Source organism: Arthrobacter ulcerisalmonis (assembly GCF_900609065.1).
Classification (GTDB): Bacteria; Actinomycetota; Actinomycetes; order Actinomycetales; family Micrococcaceae; genus Arthrobacter; species Arthrobacter ulcerisalmonis.
On sequence record NZ_UXAU01000035.1, the window covers coordinates 73952 to 96836 of the forward strand.

Annotated in this window: 15 protein-coding genes; 9 read left to right on the forward strand and 6 right to left on the reverse strand. The window is 65.1% G+C overall.

What is annotated here, in order from left to right; all coding sequences use genetic code 11:
- Positions 1 to 104 precede the first annotated feature (104 nt).
- The 5 genes from PSET11_RS11975 to PSET11_RS11995 all read right to left on the reverse strand — a co-directional run bounded on the left by PSET11_RS11975 (position 105) and on the right by PSET11_RS11995 (position 10001).
- The gene (locus PSET11_RS11975) at positions 105 to 6275 is read right to left on the reverse strand and encodes an Ig-like domain-containing protein (RefSeq protein WP_124092550.1); all 6171 of its coding nucleotides are present in this window, start codon (positions 6273 to 6275) and stop codon (positions 105 to 107) included.
- Between the two features lie 117 nt (positions 6276 to 6392).
- Complete coding sequence (locus PSET11_RS11980; RefSeq protein ID WP_124092551.1) at positions 6393 to 7547, reverse strand: adenylate/guanylate cyclase domain-containing protein; 1155 nt, start codon at positions 7545 to 7547, stop codon at positions 6393 to 6395.
- Positions 7537 to 8142 carry a PH domain-containing protein gene (locus PSET11_RS11985; RefSeq protein ID WP_124092552.1) on the reverse strand — a complete coding sequence of 202 codons (606 nt, stop codon included), beginning with the start codon at positions 8140 to 8142 and terminating at the stop codon, positions 7537 to 7539. Before PSET11_RS11985 ends, PSET11_RS11980 begins: the two co-directional genes overlap by 11 nt.
- Complete coding sequence (locus PSET11_RS11990; RefSeq protein WP_124092553.1) at positions 8135 to 9043, reverse strand: biotin--[acetyl-CoA-carboxylase] ligase; 909 nt, start codon at positions 9041 to 9043, stop codon at positions 8135 to 8137. Before PSET11_RS11990 ends, PSET11_RS11985 begins: the two co-directional genes overlap by 8 nt.
- 70 nt (positions 9044 to 9113) lie before the next feature.
- Positions 9114 to 10001, reverse strand: a complete 888-nt coding sequence (locus PSET11_RS11995) for an SDR family oxidoreductase (RefSeq protein ID WP_124092554.1) — start codon at positions 9999 to 10001, stop codon at positions 9114 to 9116.
- Positions 10002 to 10237: 236 nt separating this feature from the next.
- On the opposite strand from PSET11_RS11995, the gene PSET11_RS12000 reads away from it, so the two are divergent.
- The 4 genes from PSET11_RS12000 to PSET11_RS12015 all read left to right on the forward strand — a co-directional run bounded on the left by PSET11_RS12000 (position 10238) and on the right by PSET11_RS12015 (position 15621).
- Positions 10238 to 11821 (forward strand): acyl-CoA carboxylase subunit beta, encoded by a 1584-nt coding sequence (locus tag PSET11_RS12000; protein ID WP_124092555.1) that lies wholly within the window; start codon positions 10238 to 10240, stop codon positions 11819 to 11821.
- On the forward strand, positions 11818 to 12045 hold the full coding sequence (locus PSET11_RS12005) for an acyl-CoA carboxylase subunit epsilon (protein ID WP_124092556.1): 228 nt from the start codon (positions 11818 to 11820) through the stop codon (positions 12043 to 12045). The genes PSET11_RS12000 and PSET11_RS12005 overlap by 4 nt, the downstream gene beginning before the upstream one ends.
- A 256-nt stretch (positions 12046 to 12301) precedes the next feature.
- Complete coding sequence (locus tag PSET11_RS12010; protein ID WP_124092557.1) at positions 12302 to 13987, forward strand: DUF885 domain-containing protein; 1686 nt, start codon at positions 12302 to 12304, stop codon at positions 13985 to 13987.
- A gap of 173 nt (positions 13988 to 14160) precedes the next feature.
- A complete protein-coding gene (locus PSET11_RS12015; protein ID WP_124092558.1) occupies positions 14161 to 15621 on the forward strand; it encodes a dicarboxylate/amino acid:cation symporter in 1461 nt (486 codons plus the stop codon).
- Positions 15622 to 15746: 125 nt separating this feature from the next.
- Here the strand turns inward: PSET11_RS12015 and PSET11_RS12020 are convergent, their stop codons facing one another.
- Positions 15747 to 16313 carry a hypothetical protein gene (locus tag PSET11_RS12020; protein ID WP_124092559.1) on the reverse strand — a complete coding sequence of 189 codons (567 nt, stop codon included), beginning with the start codon at positions 16311 to 16313 and terminating at the stop codon, positions 15747 to 15749.
- A 165-nt stretch (positions 16314 to 16478) separates the two neighbouring features.
- On the opposite strand from PSET11_RS12020, the gene PSET11_RS12025 reads away from it, so the two are divergent.
- The 5 genes from PSET11_RS12025 (at position 16479) to PSET11_RS12045 (ending at position 22879) form a co-directional block, all read left to right on the forward strand.
- Positions 16479 to 17168 carry a TetR/AcrR family transcriptional regulator gene (locus PSET11_RS12025; RefSeq protein ID WP_238989136.1) on the forward strand — a complete coding sequence of 230 codons (690 nt, stop codon included), beginning with the start codon at positions 16479 to 16481 and terminating at the stop codon, positions 17166 to 17168.
- Positions 17169 to 17185: 17 nt separating this feature from the next.
- Complete coding sequence (locus PSET11_RS12030; protein ID WP_124092560.1) at positions 17186 to 19693, forward strand: MMPL family transporter; 2508 nt, start codon at positions 17186 to 17188, stop codon at positions 19691 to 19693.
- 141 nt (positions 19694 to 19834) lie between these two features.
- A complete protein-coding gene (locus PSET11_RS12035) occupies positions 19835 to 20485 on the forward strand; it encodes a Maf family protein (RefSeq protein ID WP_124092561.1) in 651 nt (216 codons plus the stop codon).
- A 160-nt stretch (positions 20486 to 20645) separates the two neighbouring features.
- Positions 20646 to 22424: an acetyl/propionyl/methylcrotonyl-CoA carboxylase subunit alpha gene (locus PSET11_RS12040; protein WP_124092575.1), complete on the forward strand. Its 1779-nt coding sequence runs from the start codon at positions 20646 to 20648 to the stop codon at positions 22422 to 22424.
- Between the two features lie 14 nt (positions 22425 to 22438).
- Positions 22439 to 22879 carry a YybH family protein gene (locus PSET11_RS12045; protein WP_124092562.1) on the forward strand — a complete coding sequence of 147 codons (441 nt, stop codon included), beginning with the start codon at positions 22439 to 22441 and terminating at the stop codon, positions 22877 to 22879.
- Positions 22880 to 22885: the final 6 nt, after the last annotated feature.

Consider the following 22885-nt stretch of genomic DNA (forward strand, 5'->3'; position numbering starts at 1 on the left):
AAGCCTACCCAACGCGGAGGCACCCTGCGATGGGCAGGGCTCCCCTGCCAGCCGGCTCCTCAGCGGAAGTGCGCTTTGACCTGCGACGACGTTCGTAAGGTGGCTTAGCATCGGGGTGCACCCAGCCCGGCTGGATCGGCCAGTGTGGTGTGGCTGGCAATGACGTAACGTCCCACGTTGCGGGCCGAGCCGGCTTCCACGCGCCACCAGCGGACAACACCGCTGTTGGACCAGTTGTCGTCCTGGTCGATGTAGCACTTCACGACGATCCGGTCCTGAGTGTCCTTGTAGAACCACGGCGGGTTATTACCCGTAACACGGTCGCAGTCTGTATACGGGTAGGGCCGGTAGTTCGATCCACCCAGGGTGTACGTACAGGTCCGTTGGAACTTAGGATCGTACGTCCTGATGGCCGTCACCCACTCCCCCTGTTGGCCCGACGTAGCAGAAGCAGACACCACTGCGCTACCCGTGCCCAGCGAGTTGAGCGTCTGGACGTCAAAGGTGCGGGTCTGCTGCCAGCCGCCAGTGTTGACCGTGCGGCTGCCGGAGGCCGCCACGTTCTCCCACGCGCCACCGTTGATGCGGATCCTGGTGCTGGCCACATCGAAGGCAGAGCTTGACGGTGACGACCAGGAGAAGCTGACACTCTGATCGTTGACGGCACCGTTGGTTCCGCTGGCGGATGGGGTCCCCGGCGAGCCGTAGGGGGTGGCTGTTGCTGGGGTGCTGGCATCGGAGCTAGGCGCCACGCTGGAGACCGCCGTAATGGTCACGCTGGCGGCCTGCCCGTTGGTGAAACCGCCGATCGTGGCACCGCTGACGATGGGTCCGGACAGGTTGCCCGCCCGGTACTGGTAGCTGACCTCGCCGGCCGACGAACCGTTACGTTGGGCTGCCGTGAGGTTGTTGAACGTGATGGTCAGTTGCCGGCCAGCAGCGTTGGTATTGGCCGGCACGGCGCTGACGCCGGTCACTGTTCCGAGTTTTCCAGTGGCACGGCGGGGTGCGGAGGGGTTGCTGACCGCTCCCTTACCGGCCTTGTTGTCGGCCTGAACGGTGACCGTGTACGCGGTCTCGGAGTTGTTGGCCACGAACACCGCGGAACGGACAGTTCCTGCCACTGTCTGGGTCTGCGGTGTGCCGCCACCGCCGCTCATGGTGACGTAGTAGTTCTTGATGGGATCGCCGTTGGTGTTTGGCTGCTCCCAGGTCACCTGCAGCTGATTGGTGCTCCCCACAGGTCCCGCCACCGAGGTCTGTGGTGCAGCCGGCGCTGCCGGCACACCTGCCGGGTTGTCCTCGGCCGAGTAGGCGCCCCACTCGGAAGCGCCGAGCTCGTTGACGGCCTGGGCGCGGACCTTGTATTTCACGCCATTGGTCAGTCCTGGCCAGGTGTAGTTCAGGCCGGCCACCTCGGATTTGAGGCCCACGCCGGACGCGGGTGGCGGCGAGATCTCCAGGTTGTAGAACTTGACGGCCGAACCCTCGGTTTTGGCTGCCGGCCAGGTGATGGCCATGTCCTTGTCGCCGGCCTTGACGGTGGGGGCCTCAGGCGGCGATGGCTTCTCGTCCGGCCTGATCTCGTTGGAGGCGGCAGATGCGGGTGACTCGCCTACCTCGTTGGTTGCTTTGACGGTGAACGTGTATTTCACGTCGTTGGTGAGTCCGCTGAGGGTGCACGTGGTGGTGGCGCACTCCTGGCTGAAGCCGTTGTTGGCCGTCACGGTGTACTTGCTGATGGCTGCACCGTTATCCGACGGCGGCGCCCACTTCAGCACGGCAGTCCGGCTCCGGACGTCCGTGGCAGTCGGGGCCGAGGGCGCGTCGGGGGCGTCCCGGACGGTGATCCGGACCCGGCCGTCCGCCTGGCGCGAGAGCTCGTTGGTCTTGTCCGCAATGGTGTACCGGACCACCATGACGCCCTTGAAGCCGTCAGCGGGTGTCACGGTGATGGAGTCGCCGTCGGGCACCGGCTGGCCCTGTGCTGAACCGGTCTCCACGACAGCGCCCGCAATGCGCAGCGGGGTGTCGCTGAAGGGGTTGAAGTCGTTGGCGAGGACGTTGACGGTTTCGCTCTTACCGGCGTTGGCCTTCTCCACCACGTCGTCGTTGGCCACTGGCATGGGCCTGTTGGAAGCCACGCGCCGGACCTGGACCGCGGCGGACACGGGATCCGAGCGGCCGTCCGTGACGGACACCCTGATGGTGCCGGAGACGCCCACCCCCACCGAGTCGTCGGCTTTGACCACCAGGTTGCTGCCGTTGAGTTGGGCCTGGAACCCTGGCGGCAGTGCTGGATCCACGGCGAACGTGAGGTTGCCCTGGTCACGTTCGTCCACGTCCTTGGCCAGTGGAGCCAAGTCAAGGGTTCCGGTTTCGGTGCTCGGCACGTCAAGCGATGCGCCCTGGAAGGTGGGCGGGGTGTTGGCCTGGTCGGGGTCTGGGATGACGATCGTCTTGATGACCAGCGTCGATTTCAGCCCCTCGGCGTCGTCGGGTCCACTGCCGTCGGTGACCTCGAAGGTGATAGAGCCGGGGCCAGCATAGCCCTCCCGTGCGGCATAACGCAGGGCATCGCCGTCGCCCACCACTACACCTTCAGGTGAGCCACCCAGCACAGACACGGACTCCACCACGGTGATTCGGGGCTTCCTGCCGTCGCGGACGCGGACGTACTCGGCAAGGCTCAGCGTTACTTCCTTGCCGGCCATCACCTCCACCGGATCGGTGCGTGACAGGGTGGGGTGCTGGGCGCCCTGGCCTGGAATCCAGATCACGGCGGTGGCGCTCAGCCCGTCCACGTCGGTCACGGTGTACGGCACCAGTTGGTCCTCGGGGGTGAGGTCCACCAGCACCGAGCCGGTGCTTGAGACCCGCGCGTTGGGGTTGCCGTCCGGCAGTGTGACGTCGAGTTCTGAAGCTACCCCGTCAGGATCGGAATCGTTTTTCAGGACAGGGACATCAACGGCTGTCTTGCCCAGTGTCTCGGACAGCGTCACCCGGTCATCCTTGGCGATGGGCCGCTTAAGTTCGGCGTCGGGGCTGACCCTGATCCGGATGACGGCGCTGGCCTGGGCCTTCTTGTCGTCCTGGATCCGGTAACCGATACTTTCGTTGCCAGCAGTGTCAGGAGCGGTGAACAGGACGTTGGCGCCGTCCACCACCTCCACCGCAAGTTCAGGCTTGGCTTCGAAACCGTCCACCAGGAGGGCAATTGGATCGCCGTCGGGGTCTGAATCGTTGGCGAGCGCCTCGACGGCCACGTTCCGGCCCGGCCGAACGTCTACGGCGTCATCAACGGCAATGGGCTTCTGGTTGATGGCCTCCGGCGGGGCGATCCCCACAATCACGGTGCCGGTGTTTTCTGCGCCGATGCGGTCGCGGACCCGGTAGGTAAAGGTATCGGTGCCAGCACCATCGCCGGCGGCCGTGTATTCCAGGAACCCGTCGCCCAGGACGGCGGTGCCCATCCGGGCAGCCTTATCGATGCCGATCAGCTGCACGGAATCGCCGTCCGCATCGATGCCATCCAGCGGCACGGGGATCCGCACGGTCATTCCGGAGACCACCCGGCCGGTGAGGTTGCGCGGTTCGGGGCGGGTGTTGCGGTCATCATCGCGGGCCACGATCCGGATGCTCACCTGCTGGGAATCGACCTGACCGGAAGTGTTCTGCACCTTGTAGATGGCGTAGACGGTTTTGGGGGTAGGTCCGGCAATGAAGCGGAGCTGGTCGCCGGCCACGAAGGTCCGGCCGTCCGCCGCATCAGGCTGCTGCGCCAGATCCGGGATGAGGCTAAGCGTACCGCCGTTGGGGTCCACGTCGTTTGCCAAGACGGGAATGGTCACCACATCGCCCACGCGCACCGTGGCCTCATCCGGTTTGGCCTGCGGTGCCTGCAGCTTGGTGGGCGCGGGCACCACCAAGACTGCGATTTCTCCGGTGGCCGAAGCCTTGCCGTTGGAAATTGTGTATTTGAGGGTGAGCTGACCCTCTGCCCTGAGATCCGTAATGCGTACCACTGAATGGTCCAGGACGGAAACGCTCACCGGCAGGGAACTATTTGCAGTGACCGACTGGACCACCAAGACCCCGCCGGAGGGATCCGAATCGTTGCCCAACACGTCCACCAGAACGTTCCCGCCCGTGGGGAGCAGGGCAATGTCGCGGACCGCCACCGGGGTCCCCTCCGCGGTTCCGGGCACGACGTCGACCCGCACCAGTTGCTGGGCGCTGGCCGGCCCGTTGGTCACCAGGTACTCCACATAGTGGGAGCCCAGGGTCTCGGAGGTGAAGGCGAACGTTTGCTGGTCAGTTCCAATAGACACCCTGCACTGCTCGTCCGGCGTGACCTGGGCCAACCGCAGGGTGCCGCCCTGCGGATCGATATCGTTGCTGAGCGGGGTGATCACCGTTTCGGTTCCGGCCACGGCAATGACATGGTCAGCGTTCGCGATCGGTGGCAGCGCGCCGGGGGCGCGGACATCAACGGTGATCCTGCCCTCGGTGGTTGCTTGGCCGTCGGAAATCATCACGGTGAGGACCTTGCGGCCGGGGACGGTGCCCGAGTCCTGGAAGGTGAGTTGGCCGTCGGGCTGGATGCGGACCTGGTCCAGGGGATCCGGACTGGAGACCGAGACCGCGAAGAGGTCATCGCCGTCGGGATCGGACCAGTTCGGCAGGATGTTCTGGGCCACCGATTTACCCTGCTGGACCACCAGGGTGGTGTCCCGGTTGGGTTTCTGCGCGGGCGGCGCGTTCTCGGTCAGCGGCACGATCCGGAGCGCGACGCTGGCCGAAGCGGACAGGCCGCGCCCGTCATCCACCGTGTACTGGAAGGTTTCGTTGCCGGACTTGCCCTCCGGAACGGCGATCTGGAAGCCCGTCTCACCGTAGATGGTGGAGAGGGCCCCGGTGGTGAGGTTGCCCGGCGCGCGGACGGTGAGGATGTCGCCGTCGGGATCGGTGTCATTGTCCAAAACCGGAAGGATGGTGGTTTTGCCCGCCCGGATGCCAAATGCATCGGGTTGGGCCACCGGCGGGCTGTTCGGTTTGGTGCGGTCCGGCAGGACGGTCTGCTGCACCTCGTCAGCGGAGTCCTTGTCGGCGTCGTCAGAGGTTTCCTTGGGCGGGATGACGTCGTCCCAGTTGTTGACCAGCTGCATGTTCTGGTTCACCAGCCACACGTTGCCGGAGTTCACATCGTTGAGGACCACCACGTCCCGGTTCACCCGGAAAACGTACGACGGCGATGCGCTCGCCTTGGGCACTGCCACGTTCTTGTCGTCCGCGTCGTTGACGCAGTCGCGGACGTACTTGTTCACGCCGGACCAGGCAGCGTGCACGCACCCCGCCAGTTGGACAGGAGCTGCGGGGACGCCCTCACCGCCAAAAGTGACCGTCTTGGCGGTATCCCCATTCAGCGGCTGCTTGAGCAACGCTTTCGGGGTTGCGAACGCCACGAAGTCGCTGGCGGGGCCGCTTTGCTGCAGCTTCGCATCGCGCGCATCCGCCAATTGCAGTCGCTTACCGCCGGACAGGAACAGGTTGCCGGCCGCAGCATCCATGACCACAGGTTTGTCCCCCACTACCGTGACCTGGAGTTCCCCGGCACCCTTCAACTCGGGCCATGACTCGGTTTCCTGGGACACCACTGCGCCCTCGGCATCAACAGCCGTCGCGGTCACCACCCCGGCCACCGGGTCAACGGAGTACACCCGATCATCAGCACCCACTGCGGAGACCGTGCCAGCGCCACTCACCAGGACGGGTTCGGAAGACTCCTCGTCGAAGCCGCTGACGGTGGACGGCGAAACCGCCCAGACCCTCCCGGAGGACGCATCCGTGACGGATAACACGGCCGAACCGAAACTCACCGTGGCCGCGCCGGGCAGCTGCTTTTCGCCGCCAAGGCGCATGTTGGCTGGTGATACCTGGTTCAGCGTTGAACCCGAGACATCGTCGACGAAGACCTCTCCGGCATCCTGCAGCACCTCGAATGTGGACGAGGCAGGAGTCACGGCACCATCCAGCACCCGCGACGGGTAATTGAGCCGGCCCACGGCATTTTTCGCCTTGGACACGACCCACACGCCACCGTCGTTGAGCTCAACCTCCGCGGTCTTGAACCCGGGATAAACCACAGCGCCCACCACCAACGCCACCAGGGCGAGGCTGAACACTGAACCCCGCAGGGCAGCCGAACGGCGGAAACGGCCAAAGGCAGCGGCGACGGTGGTGCGATCTGCGCGCGGTTGATCGCTACGACTCATTGGTTGGTTCCCCCAGAGATGCTCCGACAACTGCCGGTTTCAGGCGGACTGGTGCCCGGGCACAACAAATGTACCGCCTTAACCTAACAAATGGATAAACTGCCCGCCGGGCAGGACTCAGTCCAGGACCAGTCCCTTGCCGCGGCCACGTGCCAGCAGGAAGGGCAGGATCTCACCGAACCCGCGCACGTTTTCGATGGGCTGCGGTGCCAGCACAAACCGCTCATCGTTTTCCAGGGCTGCTGCCGTCATGGAATCCACCAGCACGGTCCCCGGTTCGGCCAGGGAGGTGAGCCGTGCAGCCAGGTTGACTGTGGGGCCGTAGATGTCACCAAGGCGGGACAGGATCCGCCCCCAGACCATGGCCACGCGCGCTTCCGGCAGGATCTCATCCTCGGTCAGCGCCTGGGCCAGCGCCAACGAGATCTCGGCGCCGGCTGCCGGAGTTTCGGCGATATAAAGGACTTCGTCGCCAACGGTCTTGACCAGCCGGCCACCACCCACGGAGATGATTTCGGCGCACTTGTTTTCGAACCGCTGCACCAACCGGGCCAGGGTTTTCTCGTTCATGCGCCGGGACAGGCTGGTGTAAGAGACCAGGTCGGCGAAGCCCACGGCCCGCGCCAGAGGCAACGGTGCGTCATCCTCGTCACCTTCGCGGCCCTCTTCGCTGGCTTGCAGGCCGGCCTCAGCCCGGACAGCCAGCCGCTGCACACCCGCGTTGAGTTGCCGGCGCCACGAATAGACCAAGACCTGTTCCAGCGCATCCACAATATCCGGGAGCTCGGTGACCATCTGCTTGCGGGCCACCGCATCCGTGAGGCCTTGCTCTTCCACCAGGTCTTCAACCAGGGCTTCAATCTGCCAGACCACCATGCGGTCCGTCATCTGCCCGATGGCGCGGGTCACGGAAATGGCTGCTTCTTCGGTGATCATGCCGGAGCGGACCATGTCCACGATCGCGGACAGGGCTTCCTGGTCGCGTTCGGTGAAGGCAACGTCATCGTCACCGAAGTTGGGGAACCCTAGCGCGCGCCAGAGTTTCCGGGCCGAGAGCAGGGACAGCCCGGCACCGGAGGCAATCTCCCGACGACGGAACTTACGCGGGCCGCCCAGCAGCCTGGTTTCAAGAGCCTTGACGGCGAGCCGCTCCGCTGAGAGGGAAGACGTGGGCGGCGTGGGGTCTACTGCGGGTGCCGGTTCTGGTGTCTGCTCGGCTTCGGCTGCTGGCACGACGGCGTCCGTGGGGTCTTGCAAGGCCTCATCGTTCATTCCGTCCACCTTCTCTCAGCCACCTGTTTCGCTCATCCAGCCACGGCGCGGCACTAGCAGGGTGTCCAGGCTGGGCCGCATATTCTTCCGGGAGATCGTCGATGGCGTCGAGGATGAATTCCCGGAATCGGGCCACCTCCGGGACGTCCTGCAACGTCACCACGCCCTGATGCCCGACTTCCAAGGATATAGTCCCCGACCGCAACATCCGTTGCAACACCGAGCCGTGGATGCTCACGTTCCGGACCGAGCGCAGGTTGACCTGCTGGTCACGGCGCTTGAGAAGGCCAAACTTGGCCACGACGCGTTGGCTGGTCAGGGTGTAGTTCGTGCTGGACCAGCGCAGGAGTCGCGGCAGGCAGAACCCCACCAGGATCCAGGCTGCCAGCACAAAGAAAGCGCCCATGAGCCATGGCTTCCAGGAATCGTTGAGCGCCGGAAAAACCTGCTGTGCCCCGCCCCGGTTGACCCAGGCGGCGCCAAACGAAGCTGCTGCCGGCGCAACAATAAATGCCACAGCTGAAAGGGAGAGTCTCCTCGGCTGCGGCCTGGTGCTGACAATCAACTGCTCGCCAGGGAAGAGGTCCTTACGCATAACCGCCGGCGCCGGACCCATCTTCGGCCGGCCAGGGCCGCAGGTGCACAACATCGCCGGCGGTGACCACGTGCTCCCGGGAATCCCGGTCCACCACCAGGAGCGAGCCATATTCATCCAGCCGTGAGGCGTGGCCGATGATTTCGTGGTCACCGGGCAACTGGGCGCGGACCTGCTTGCCCAGCGTGGCCATGACGGCCTCCACCCGCTTACGCAGTGACGGACCGCCGCCCATCCCGGCGGTGGGATCGCCGTCGGCATCGCAGAACTGGCGGTAAAGCGCAGCGAAACGTTGCAGGTAGCTCTTGAGCAGCACTGTCCGGTCGAGGGTGCGCGAGCCCGCCAACACCACAGACGTTGCCGTAGGAACGGGGAGCTCGTGCTGGCGCAAGGTCACATTCAGGCCCGTTCCCAAGATCACCGGTGGCGGGGTTCCATCCACCATGGGCCCAAGCTGCGCGAGAATGCCGGCGATCTTTTTGCCCCCCACCAGGACGTCATTGGGCCACTTGATATCGGCAGCCACACCACCGGTCTCGAGGAGCATGTCCCGCAGCGCCAACGCCGCGATCAGGGACAACCACGAGTAACTCTGCGTTGGCAAGGGACGGCCCTGGGCGTTGACGGGCCGGAGCACCAGCGACACGGAGATGGAGCTCAACGGCGGCGCCTCCCACTGCCTGTCCAGCCGGCCGCGCGCCGCTGTCTGGTATTCGGCGGTCAGGACTGACAGGTCTGGCCAGTTGGCGCCGTCCACGTTGGCCAGCCGGACCAGGTCAGCATTGGTGGAGCCCGTGGAGTCCACCACGTCCAACCGTGCGATCCCCGTCGCGGCGAAGAACTCTGGGTCAGCCAGGTCCCGCCGGTTCAATGGAGTCCCGGGAATGTGTGCGTCAGCCATCCTTGAATCTTACCGACTGCCGCTGACAACGAGCCGGATCGTTGATCCGAGGCCCCTTGTCCTGGCGTGCCTAAAGGAAGATGTCCGGAACCAGGCGATCTTCGTCCGCGCCAAGGCTGTAGGAGCGGAAATCCGTCACGCCAGCAGCTCCCAGGACCTCTTCATCTGTGTAGAAGTTGCCACTGGGTACTGCCCCACGGCGCAGATGCGCACCGGTCAGGACAGCGTGCGCAGCATCGGCCATGATCTGCGGACCCCTGGCCGACAGCGCGATGGCCTCCCCCTGGGGCATGTTGCGGATCGCTGCGGTGTCGATCAGGGTGCAGGGCCACAGCGAATTGACCCGGATGCCCTCCTCCTGCAGCTCGTGGGCGAGTCCCAGCGTGGTCATGCTCATCCCGTATTTGGCCATGGTGTAGGCCAGATGGCGGCCGGCCCACTGCGGGTCAAGGTTCAGTGGTGGCGAGAGCGTCAGGATCTGACCGGCGGCCGATTTCCGCAGCGCCGGTAGCGCCAGTTTGGCCATCAGGAACGTACCCCGGACGTTGATGTCCTGCATGAGATCGTACTTTTTCATGTCCACTGCATCTGTCCGGGACAGGTCGATGGCGGAGGCATTGTTGATCACAATGTCGATCCCGCCGAATCGTTCTTCCGCCGCCGCGACCGCGCCGGCCACGTCCTCGTCCCGGCGCACATCACCCACCAACGGCAAAGCCTGGCCGCCAGCGTCGACCAATGCTTGGGCAGCCGTATGCACGGTGCCCGCCAATTTTGGATGCGGTTCGCCGGTCTTGGCCATCAGGACAATGTTGGCGCCATCGCGGGCGGCCCGGGTGGCGATAGCGAGGCCAATCCCACGGCTCCCGCCCGAGATCAAGATGGTCTGTCCCCGCAGTGAGCCAGTGGCCCGATAGGGACTGTCGAGGGCAGGCACAGCGTCATCGCTTGGAGTCATGGAAACACTGTAACCCAAATAAGTTACCGGCGAGTAACATTGGGGCCAACTCTTCGGCACGGCAGAAAATTGTAGGTTCCCTACAGCTCCAGGCGCGCACGGCGTTACTAGACTTGCCTGCAGGGATGGGCCTTTGTGCGGAAGCTACTTAACATTTCGACCGCAGGCCCGGCCACTTGGCCCCGCCCCATGCACAGCAGTACCGAACCAATCTGCAACAGAGCCGGAGACATCTGATGAGCCACGATCTGAGTACCACCGCGGGAAAGATCGCCGACTTCCGCGACCGCCAGGCCCGTGCCGAACAGCCTTCCGGCCCCGAAGCGATCGAGAAGCAGCACGCGCGCGGCAAGAACACGGCGCGCGAACGGGTCGGCCTGCTACTGGACGAGGATTCGTTCGTGGAGTTTGATGCCTTGGCCGTGCACCGGTCAACGGCCTTCGGAATGGAGAAGAAAAAGCCCCTGGGCGACGGCTTGGTCTCTGGCTACGGCACGGTGGACGGCCGACTCGTTGCGGTCTACAGCCAGGACTTTTCCGTCTACGGCGGCTCCCTCAGCCAGGTCAACGGCGAGAAAATCGTCAAAGTACAAGAGTTCGCGCTCCGAAACGGCTGCCCGGTGGTAGGCATCCTGGACGGTGGCGGCGCCCGCATCCAAGAAGGCGTGGCCTCGCTGGCCATGTTTGCCGACATCTTCCGCAACAACGTCCACGCATCCGGCGTCGTCCCCCAGATCTCCCTGATCATGGGCCCCTCCGCCGGCGGTGCGGCGTACTCCCCCGCACTGACCGACTACGTGGTGATGGTGGACAAGACCTCCCACATGTTCATTACCGGCCCCGACGTGATCAAGACCGTCACCGGCGAAGACGTGGACATGGAAACCTTGGGCGGCGCACGGCAGCACAACGCCACCACCGGCACCTCTACCTACCTGGCCGTTGATGAACCCGACGCCATCGAGTTCGTCCGCGAACTTCTCGACTTCCTTCCTTCCAACAACCTGTCAGAGGCTCCGGTCACGGATTTCCTGCAGTCCCTGGAGGTCGACGACGACGATTTTGCCTTGGACAAGCTGGTCCCGGACTCCGCCAACCAGCCCTATGACATGCGCACCGTCGTCGACCAGATTGTGGACGACGCGCACTTCCTGGAAATGCAGTCGCTGTATGCGCCCAACGTCATGATCGGCTACGGCCGGGTGGAGGGGCACACGGTGGGCATCGTCGCCAACCAGCCCATGCAGTTCGCAGGCACCCTGGATATTGCTGCATCTGAGAAGGCCGCCCGCTTTGTCCGGAACTGCGACGCCTTCAACATTCCCATCATCACCCTGGTTGACGTGCCCGGCTTCCTGCCCGGCAAGGACCAGGAATTCCAGGGCATCATCAGGCGTGGCGCCAAGCTTCTCTACGCCTACGCCGAGGCCACCGTCCCCAAGATCACCGTGATCACGCGCAAGGCTTACGGTGGAGCGTACATCGTGATGGGGTCCAAGAAGCTGGGTGCCGACCTCAACCTGGCCTGGCCCACCGCGCAGATCGGCGTCATGGGTGCCCAGGGTGCCGTCAACATCCTTTATCGCCGCGATCTTGCCGGCGTGGCCGAATCCGGTGGCGATGTCGATGCGCGCCGGGCCGAGGTCATCCGCCAGTACGAAGACGAGCTCCTCAACCCGTACCAGGCTGCCGAGCTCGGTTACGTGGATGCCGTTATCGCCCCGTCCGACACCCGGGTCCAGATCGTCCGCGGCCTTCGGGCCCTCCGCGACAAACGCGCCAGCCTTCCCGCCAAGAAGCACGGGAACATCCCGCTGTGACCACCGACGCCAAGCCGGGCGGCACGCCGGAACCACTACTGTCCGTGGTCAAGGGCAAACCGGACGCCGAAGAACTGGCGGCGCTGACCGCCGTCGTGCTGTCCCTGGCCGCAGCGGCGCCAGAGCGGGCCGCCGAACCGTCCGTCCGCTCCTGGGTGCGCCGGCACCAGCTCCGGCTGGCTCCCAAGCCCGGCCCGGGGGCCTGGAAGCGCAGCCGCGGCTGACCCTCCCGTAGCTCTTACGGCCAAAACCGCATCCCTCCCGGAGCTTTGGCACCCGTCCGGCTAACGCTCCCGGAGCTTTGACACCCGTCCGGCTAACGCTCCCGGAGCTTTACTTGACGCTTTGGGACACGACGGCGGGATCCCCCAGGAGGGTTGTCCAAACTCCCGCAACAACTCCGGGAAGGTTGTCCAAACCGCTGCAACAACTCCGGGAGGGTTGCCGGCGTGGCGTGCGCAGTCCGGTTAGTCTCGGAGGGTGACTACAGAATCTGCTCCCGCCACCCGACCGCACACTCCCATCGACGCCGTCGCGGACAGATACACGGCTGAGCTCATCCGCCTGAATCCGTCGTTCGCCACCACCTTGGGCGTGGCCGGACACGAAACTGAGTACCAAGACTTCTCGCCCGCCGGGATTGCCGAGTTCGCTGCCGCTGCCCGGCAGGCACTTGCCGATCTTGACGGCCTGGAGCCGGTGGACGACGTCGACGCCGTCACCCTCGACGCCATGCGCGAACGCCTTGGCCTGCAGTTACTCATCAACGAGTCCGGCTGGGACCATGCGGACCTGAACAACATCGCCTCCCCGGCGCAGGACATTCGGGCCATCTTCGACCTCATGCCAACTGACACGGTCCAGGACTGGGAGCACATCGCTGGCCGCGCACACCACGTTCCAGCGGCGATCACTGGTTACATCGACTCGCTGAGGGTGGGCCTAGCCGCAGGCAAGGTGGCCGCCGCGCGCCAAGTGCGGATCGTCGTCGAGCAGACCACCAAGTACGCCGCCGCGGACGGCTTCTTCGCCAAACTCGCTGCAGGCGCGCAGGCGTCCGACGGCGCCCTGCCGGCAGAGACCCAGGCCCGCCTCGACGCAGGCGCCGCCACAGCCCGCGAAGCGTACCGGGGATTGGCCGATTTTTTGCAGGCCGAACTGCTCCCCGCCGCGCCAGAAAAGGACGCCGTGGGCAGGGAACGCTACACGCTGGCCTCACGATCCTTCCTCGGTGCCACCGTTGACCTCGAGGAAACCTACGCCTGGGGTGCGGCCGAGCTGGACAGCTTGATCCAGCAGCAGGAGCAAGTAGCGAAGAGAATCAAGCCCGGGGCCAGCATTGCCGAGGCCAAGGAAATCCTGAACAACGATCCTGCGCGCCAGCTCAAGGGAACGGATGCCCTGCAGGCCTGGATGCAAGAACTCTCTGACAGGGCTGTGGCCGAACTCGCTGGCGTTCACTTTGATATTCCTGACGTGATGAAGACCCTCGAGTGCAAGATCGCGCCCACTGACGAGGGTGGCATCTACTACACGGGGCCATCGGATGACTTCAGCCGTCCAGGCCGAATGTGGTGGTCGGTTCCAGCCGGCGAAGACACCTTCACCACTTGGGCGGAAACCACCACGGTGTTCCACGAAGGCGTGCCGGGCCATCACCTGCAGGTAGCCACCGCCACCTACCGCCGGGAACTCCTCAACAACTGGCGCCGCAACGCGTGCTGGACGTCTGGCCACGGCGAAGGCTGGGCGCTCTACGCAGAAAAGCTGATGCAGGAGCTCGGCTACCTGTCCGATCCCGGTGACCTGATGGGCATGCTGGACATGCAACGGATGCGCGCGGCCAGGGTGGTCTTCGACATCGGCGTCCATCTGGAGCTCGACATCCCGGAACGGTGGGGCTCCGGGACCTGGACGGCCGAGAAGGGTTACGACTTCCTCCGCGAAAACCTGCCCATCAGCAAGGGGCAACTTGACTTCGAGTTCGCCCGGTATCTGGGCTGGCCCGGCCAGGCGCCCTCTTACAAGGTGGGACAGCGGCTGTGGGAACAGATCCGCGCCGAGCTTGAAACCCGGCCCGGCTTCGATCTCAAGGAATTCCATACCCGTGCGCTCAACGTTGGCTCGGTTGGGCTGGACACCCTGCGGCGAGCGCTGCTGGCCTGAGCGGGCGCGCAGAAGCGCGAGACGTTTATTACACGCCGGCTGGGAATAACTTCACAATTCCCTGTGCCCAGACCGAAATACCGGGCATGATGCGAAGCAGCGGCATCAAGGACAACGTAACATTTCTCAACATTCGTTCGTCATGATAAGAGCCGCAGTCCTAGCGTGTTCTGGTGAGCACTCAAACCCGCACCCCAGAATCCGCCGGAAAGACCGGCTTCCAGCTCCCCAAGTGGGCTGGCTCCTTCGGCGTCCAAATCATTGCAGCCTTGATCGTTGGCCTTGGCCTCGGCCTGCTGGCCAAGTACACCGGCAGCACCAAGGAGGCGCCCAACGGCCTCGGCGCGACGCTGCAGACCATCGGCTCGAGCTATGTCGCCTTGCTGCAGACCGCCGTCGTCCCTTTGATCTTCACCGCAGTGGTCAGCTCGATCTCCAACCTGCGCCAGGTATCAAACGCTGCGCGGCTGGCCTGGAACACCCTGCTGTGGTTCGCCATCACCTCCCTGATCGCGGTGCTGATCGGCATCGGCCTGGGCGTGCTGCTGCAGCCCGGCGCCAACACCGGCATCTCCGGCGAAGGAAAAGCGCCCTCCTCCGTGGGCAACTGGTGGGCCTTCCTGACGGGCCTCTTCCCCAAGAACTTCCTGGGCCTGGGCGCCAGCTCCACCGTGACGGAAAGCGCCGACGCCGCCACCACCGTGGCCACGGCCGTCAACTTCAACGTTCTGCAGATCCTGGTCATCGCGATCGCCGTGGGCGTCGCAGCATTGAAGGTGGGCAAGGCAGCAGAACCGTTCCTGGCCCTGAACGCCTCGGCGTTGGCTGTCATCCAGAAGGTGCTGTGGTGGATCATCCGCGTTGCACCGTTGGGCACCGTGGGCCTGATCGGCAACGCCGTCGCCGTCTATGGCTGGGACACCATCGGCTCCCTCGGTAAGTTCGCGATCGCCATCTACGTTGGCCTGGCCTTGGTCCTCTTCGTGGTGTACCCCATCCTGGTCCGCACCCACGGCCTGTCGATCAAGCAGTACTTCTCCGGCGTCTGGCCTGCCGTGCAGTTGGCCTTTGTTTCACGCTCCTCTGTTGGCACGCTGCCGCTCACACAGCGCGTCACCGAGCGCAGCCTGGGTGTCCCCCGCGGCTACGCCTCCTTCGCCGTCCCGTTGGGCGCCACCACCAAAATGGATGGTTGCGCAGCGATCTACCCGGCCATCTCCGCGATCTTCGTGGCACAGTTCTTTGGCATCCAGCTGGACCTGAGCCAGTACCTGCTGATCGTTCTGGTCTCCGTCCTCGGCTCGGCCGCCACCGCAGGGACCACCGGCGCCGTGGTCATGCTGACCCTGACGCTCTCTACCTTGGGCTTGCCGCTGGCGGGCGTCGGCCTGTTGCTCGCCATCGACCCGATCCTGGACATGGGCCGCACCGCGGTCAACGTCGCAGGCCAGGCCCTGGTCCCCACCATCGTGGCGAAGCGCCAGGGCATCCTGGACGAGACGCTCTACAACGCACCGCGGAACGGCACACCGTTCGTCGATGACGAGCACGACGCCGACGCTGCCGCCACCACCGATGCGATCGTCTTGAACGACTCAGCCGAGTCCCGCGAACTGCACGAGTCGCGCGCATAATTCGGCAGCGGCGGCATTGACCGCCACGGCGGCACCCGCAAAACTGGCCGCCGTCGGCCATCACCACAGAACGTCCCCGGGAGCTCCAGGGGACGTTCTGTGTTTCTCAGGTCAACGCGCCGACGCTACCGGCCGCCACCGCCGATCACGCCGTTCTGGACGGCTTTGGTCACGGCGTCAGCCTCGGCCTGGGTGAGTTTGCCGTCCGTGACGGCCTGATCCAACCGGGTCTTGAGCTCTTCCGCCCGATCTGCCTGGGCCGCAGCCTTCAGATCGGACAGCGCAGCCGTCACCTTGGCTTCGTCGATGCCGAGCGAATCTGCGAGCGACTTCGCCAATGCGGCCTCGCGGACGGTCGGATCCGGCTTTTCCCCCTCGGCGGGCTTTGTGGGCTTGTTCGCCTCGCGGAAGGCCTTGAGCGCATCAGTGACCTTTGATTCCTCCACACCGAGCTTTTCGGCGAGCGCAGACGCTGATGCGCCCTCCAGGCCACCCGGTCCGCCATGCCGGCCCATGCCGCCGGGGCCTTTGCCGCCCTGTCCGGAATCGGCCGGGGCGCTCGAACTGGCGCTGGGGGAAGGTGCGGGGGTGGCTGTGGTGGACGCGGAGGCCATGCCGGCTACTCCGATGCCGGCCCCGAGGGCCAAGGCTGCGGCCGAGGCGCCGAGGGTCATTTTCTTTGTGCGTGACATTTCTTATCTCCTGGATCCGCCGTCGCGGGGACGACTGCTGTATCAACATCCGCTACGGGACATATCCAGTGTTTGCCGCAACGCTCAGGGCAGGCTGTCGGGAACCTTTCATTCTGCTGTGAATCAAAGTTGCTCACAGTGCAAAGTTGCACGTAGTGTAATTACGTGCCCATCTCAACACCAGCTCCTGACGCTGCGCCAGAGGGAACGCCCACCCGGCGTGAACTCAACAAGGCCGCGACCCACACGGCCATCATTGATGCCGCCTTGGGGCTCCTGCGCACCTCCGGTCCCGGCAACTTCACTGTTGAGGATATTGCCGCGGAAGCGGGCATATCCCGCCGAACGTTCTTCAACTACTTCGCCAGCACCGACGCCGCCCTGGCCGCCATCTCGCACAGCTTCCTCGACTCCGCCATCCAGCAGCTCAGGCTGCGCCCCACGGACGAACCCATCCTGCAGTCGGCGCAGGCAGCACTGATGGCACTCGCCGATCCACGCACGGTGGCCCCATTGGCCGAAATGTTTGCCCTGACCCAACAGAGCCCGCTGATGGCCCACACCGAACTGGACGCCTGGGAATACTGCCGCGAACAGATCTTTGCCGTAGCCCGCGAACGGCTGTCCGCCTCTCCCGCCGCCTCCGACGAACTCTATATCCGAGCGCTGTCCGGCTCGGTCATTTCCTGTGGCAAAGCTGCCATGGAGGCCTGGTTCGGGCGCCGCGGCCAAGACCTCTCCCCTGACTCCCTGGCGGAGCTCCGGCTCCTCCTAGTCGAAGCCATGGCCCTGTTGGGGTCCGGCTTCGCCACCCCGGCAACCACACATCCGTCAACCGCAACCCCTTCCTCCTGATCAGATCGGTCCCCACCATGGCACTGCTTCTTTACCGGCTCGGCAAATTTTCATACCGCCGCCGCTGGCTGGTTCTCTCCCTCTGGATCGCTGTGCTGCTGGCAGTGGGCGGGTCTGCCGCCGCCTTCCACGGCACGCTGTCCAACAACTTCCAGATCCCGGGCACTGAAACCCAGCGCATCGCGGACAAGTTGAAGGAAGAACTCCCCTCGGCGTCCGGAGGCACCGCCACGATCGTTTTCGAATCGCCCGACGGCGGCTTTACCGATGCAAGCAAGGCTGCGGTCACTGCTGCACTGGCCAAGCTCCAAGAACTTCCGGACGTCCGTGGCACGGTGGACCCGTTCGCCGTCCAGGCCCGGGTTGACCAGGCCGGGCAGACCATTGCCGACGGCAAGCAGCAGCTCGCGGCAGGCCAGGCACAGTTGGATGCTTCCCGCGCCCAGCTGGAAGCGGGCCAGGCGCAGGTAGCAGCCGCCGAACAGCAGTTGACTGCCGCCGGCGCATCCGCGGCAGCCATCGAGGCGCAGTTGGGCCAGCAGAAGGCAGCACTCGCCGAAGGACAGGCAAAGCTCGACGCCGGCACCCAAGAACTAGCCGCCAGCAAGGCCAAGCTCGACCTCGGCGAGCGGCAGGCAGACGCGTCGTCTGCCATCCGGTTCGTGTCTGAGGATGGCCGGGCCGCCGTCGCACAGGTTCAGTTCAATACCTCAATCAACGGGCTGACTCCCGCGGTGCGCGAAGAAGTCCAGGAGATCGCGCATGAAACCTCCTCGGCGGGCGTCACGGCGTTTGCCAGCAAGGAGATCACCGAGGACATCTCAGAACTGTTCGGCATTGCGGAGATCATCGGCATCGCCGTCGCCGCCCTGGTGCTGATCCTGATGCTGGGTACCCTGATTGCCGCCGGACTGCCGCTGCTCATGGCCGTGGTGGGAGTCGGCGTCGGAGTTGGCATTACCTTTGCGCTCTCCGGGCTCTTCGACATGAGCTCCATCTCCCCCATGCTGGCCCTCATGCTGGGCCTCGCCGTGGGCATCGACTACTCACTCTTCATCGTCAACCGGCACCGGACCCAACTGCTGGCCGGGATGGATACCGAGGAATCAGTGGCCCGCGCCACCGGCACCTCCGGTAACGCCGTGGTGTTTGCCGGTCTCACCGTCATTATTGCCCTCGCCGCCCTGGTGGTTCCTGGCTTGCCATTCCTCACCGTAATGGGCCTGGCCGCTGCCGGAACCGTTGCCGTCGCCGTGCTCGTGGCCATCACGCTCACCCCGGCAATGTTGTCCCTGATCGGCCGGAAGATCATCTCCAAGCGGGCATGGGCCAAGGCCGCCGCGCACAATGCCGAGCCTGGCCACGAGGCTGCGGACGAGGCCATCGACCGCGACCGCAGCACCCGCGGCTGGGGTGGCCTGGTCACCCGGCACCCCATCGTGTCGCTCATTTCCGGTGTCGTGCTTCTCGGCGTCCTCGCCATCCCGGCCACCCAGCTGCAGTTGGCACTGCCGGACGGCGGTTCCGAACCCGTGGAGTCCGAGGCTTACCAGGCCTACGACCTCACCGCCCGCAGCTTCGGCGAGGGTGTCACCGGCCCGATCGTGGCCGTGGGCGAGTTCCCCGCCAACCTCGACGAGGCTCAGGCGCAGACGCTGCAGTACGACGTCGCGGACAAGCTCCGCGCCGTCGATAACGTGGTGGCCGCAGTTCCGGTGGCGCTCAGTGACGACCGCAGGACAGCTGTCTTCCAGATCATCCCGAAGGAAGGCCCGGCCAGCGCCAGCACCGTGCAGGTCGTCGCCGAGCTACGCGGCCTCAACGGCGAGATCCAGTCTGAGTACAACGTGGCCATGGGCTTGACGGGGCAGACGGCCGGCAACGTCGATGTCTCCACGAAGCTCGGTGACGCCCTGCCGCCGTACCTGGCGATCGTCGTCGGACTTTCCCTGATCCTGCTCCTGCTCGTATTCCGCTCCATCGTGGTGCCGCTGCTGGCAACGGGCGGCTTCCTGCTCTCACTCGCCGCGGCGTTCGGCGCTGTGGTGGCCGTCTACCAATGGGGCTGGCTGGGCGGCGTGTTCGACGTGGCCAATCCTGGCGCCGTGCTGAGCTTCCTGCCGATCATCCTCATCGGTGTGCTGTTTGGCCTGGCCATGGACTACCAGGTGTTCATCGCCTCCGGCATGCGTGAGGCGTACATGCACGGTTCCTCGGCCAAGGAAGCTGTCCGTATTGGTTTCCGGCACGCCGCAGCAGTGGTGACCGCTGCCGCCATCATCATGGTGAGCGTGTTTGCCGGCTTCATCTTCAGCCACTTGACCATGGTCAGGCCGCTGGGCTTCGCGATGGCCTTCGGCGTGTTGCTGGATGCGTTCGTGGTGCGCATGACGATCGTTCCCGCCGTCATGTACCTGCTCGGCGAGAAGACCTGGTGGTTGCCCAAGTGGCTGGACCGGATCCTGCCGGACGTGGACGTTGAAGGTGCCAAGATCACTCGCCAGGCCGCAACCGTCCCGGAGTAGTTACGCCGGAATCGAAAACCCTCCCGGACAAGCTGACACCTCAACTTGTCCGGGACGGTTGTCATTTAACCCGTCAAACGTCCGGGAAGGTTGGCGTCTAAGCCGTCAAACCTCCGGGAGGGTTGGTCTAGGCTTGGGGCTGTGACTGCACTGATCCTGGCTTCCCAGTCCCCCGCCCGCACCAAGCTCCTCACGGAGGCGGGAATTGGACACACAGTCCTCGTTTCGGACGTGGACGAGGACGCGGTCCAGGCCAGATATGGCGTGACAGATCCGCACGACACCGCCCTCCTGCTGGCCCGTGCCAAGGCCGAAGCGGTAGCGGCACTCCCGGAGGCTGAAGGGGCACTCGTGATTGGCTGCGACTCCGTCTTCGAGTTCGACGGCGAGGCGCACGGCAAGCCCTACACCGCCGACGTCGCGCGCGAGCGGATGCTGCGGATGAGCGGGCGCAGCGGCACCCTGCACACCGGGCACTGGTTGGTGGATTGCCGCGACACGGAAGCAGCCGACGACGGCGCCCCGGCCACAGGCTCCGGCGCCACCTTGGGGACGGTCACCTCAGCCGTGGTCTCGTTCGTGGACATGGAACTGGCCGAGATAGACGCCTACATTGCTACCGGTGAGCCGCTGCATTGCGCCGGCTCGTTCACCATCGATGGCATGGGCGGGGCGTTCATCCGCACCGTGGAGGGCGACCCGCACGCCGTCGTGGGCCTGTCCATCTCGACGCTCCGCGGACTGCTGGCCCAGGCCGGGGTGCGCATCACCGATCTGTGGCCTGTAACGTAGCGGCCAATTTCGAGCCGTCTTGTAGGTTCCCTACAAGCCTTGGGCGCTGCACACGCGGATTACACCAGTAATATGGGTCGATTCCTCAAAATCGCGCTAGGCTCCCTGAAGGAAAGAAGGAGACGCCTTGTCAGCAACAATCGAGCAGTCCGCAGGTTCCATGCCATCCACCATCACCAAGGTGTTGATCGCCAACCGCGGTGAAATTGCCGTCCGCATCATCCGGGCCGCACGCGATGAAGGCATCGGCTCAGTGGCCGTCTACGCTGACCCGGACCGCGATGCCCTGCACGTCCGACTCGCCGACGAGGCCTTCGCCCTGGGCGGGAACACCGCCGCCGAGTCGTACCTGGTCATGGACAAGCTGATCGACGCCGCCAAGCGTTCTGGTGCCGATGCCATCCACCCCGGCTACGGCTTCCTCGCCGAAAACGCCGATTTCGCTGCTTTGGTGATCGCCTCCGGCATCACCTGGATCGGCCCCTCACCGGCCGCGATCTCCGCATTGGGCGACAAGGTCCAGGCCCGGCACATCGCCGAAAAGGTTGGCGCACCGCAGGTTCCCGGCACCGCCGATCCGGTGGAGTCGGCCGAGGAAATCCTCGCCTTCGTTGACCAGCACGGGCTCCCCGTCGCCATCAAGGCAGCGTTCGGCGGCGGTGGCCGCGGCATCAAGGTGGCTCGTACCCGCGAGGAAATTCCCGAGCTTTTCGAGTCTGCGGTCCGTGAGGCGGTGGCCGCCTTTGGTCGCGGCGAGTGCTTCATTGAGCGCTTCCTCGACGCTCCCCGCCACGTCGAAACCCAGTGCCTGGCCGATGCGCACGGCACCGTGGTGGTGGTCTCCACCAGGGACTGCTCCCTCCAGCGCCGCAACCAGAAGCTCGTTGAGGAGGCCCCGGCCCCGTTCCTTACCGAGGAACAGAACCGCCGCCTGTATGAGTCCTCCAAGGCCATCCTGAAGGAAGCCGGCTACCAGGGCGCCGGCACGTGCGAGTTCCTGGTGGGCCAGGACGGCACCATCTCCTTCCTCGAGGTCAACACCCGCCTGCAGGTGGAGCACTGCGTCTCCGAAGAGGTCACCGGCATCGACCTGGTCCGTGAGCAGTTTCGGCTGGCCCGCGGCGAAGAGTTGGGTTACGGGGACCCCGAGGTTCGCGGCCACTCCTTCGAGTTCCGCATCACCGGCGAAGACCCGGGCCGTAACTTCATGCCCGCCCCCGGCACCATCAGCACCCTCAAGAACCCCACGGGACCCGGCGTCCGGATCGATTCCGGCGTGGAACAAGGCGATGTGATCAGCGGTAACTTCGACTCCATGCTGACCAAGCTGATCGTTACCGGGGCCACCCGCGCCGAAGCACTGCAGCGTTCGCGGCGCGCCCTTGAAGAAATGGTCGTGGAGGGCATCCCCACCGTCATCCCGTTCGACCTGGCTGTGGTCAGCCACCCCGATTTCGCCCCGGAAACCGGCTCCTTCAAGACCCACACCCGCTGGATCGAGACGGAGTTCGTCAACGACATTCCGGCGTGGACGCCTTCTGGAACAGATGCGGAAGCGGCCGACGCCGGCGAACGGCAACGCGTAGTGGTGGAGGTAGGTGGCAAACGGCTTGAGGTGGTGCTGCCTGCGTCGTTGGGCACCATCAGCGGCGGCGGAGCTGCCACCAAACCCGCCAAAGCGAAGAAGCGCTCACGCACCGGCGGCGGCGCTGCGGCAGCGGGCGGCGACGCCCTGACGTCGCCCATGCAGGGGACCATTGTGAAGGTTGCCGTGGCCAACGGTGACGTGGTCGCGGAAGGTGATCTCGTCGTCGTACTCGAAGCCATGAAAATGGAGCAGCCGCTGACCGCCCACCGTGCCGGCACCATCACCGGACTCATTGCCAGCCCTGGTGAAACGGTTGCCGCCGGCGCCGTGATCGCCTCGATCGAAGACTGAGCGGACCTGCAGCAATGATCGCCCCGAGCTTTGAAGAAGAAGTGGCCCGCTACCATCTGGCGGTCCCCGAGATCACACAGGGAAACCCCGGCGCCGTGAAGGAACTCTATTCTCGGGCGGACGATGTCACCCTGGCGAACCCCTTCGGTGGTATTGCCAAAGGCTGGGCGCAGGTTTCGGCCCGGCTGGACCAGGCAGCACGGCAGTTCCATGAGGGCGAGATGCTGGGCTTCGAAACCATCACCTCCTACACCGCACGGGATACCGCCTATCTGCTGGAAACGGAGCATTTCCGTGCCCGGCTGGACGGGGCTGCCGCGCCGGAGGACTTCGATCTACGCGTCACCAGCATTTTCCGCCGTGAAGAGGGCTACTGGAAACTGGTTCACCGGCACTCAGATCCGGCTGCCCGGCCGCAGGCGCGCCGCTCCCTGGCCCAGCCGCCGCTCGCCTGAGCCTGG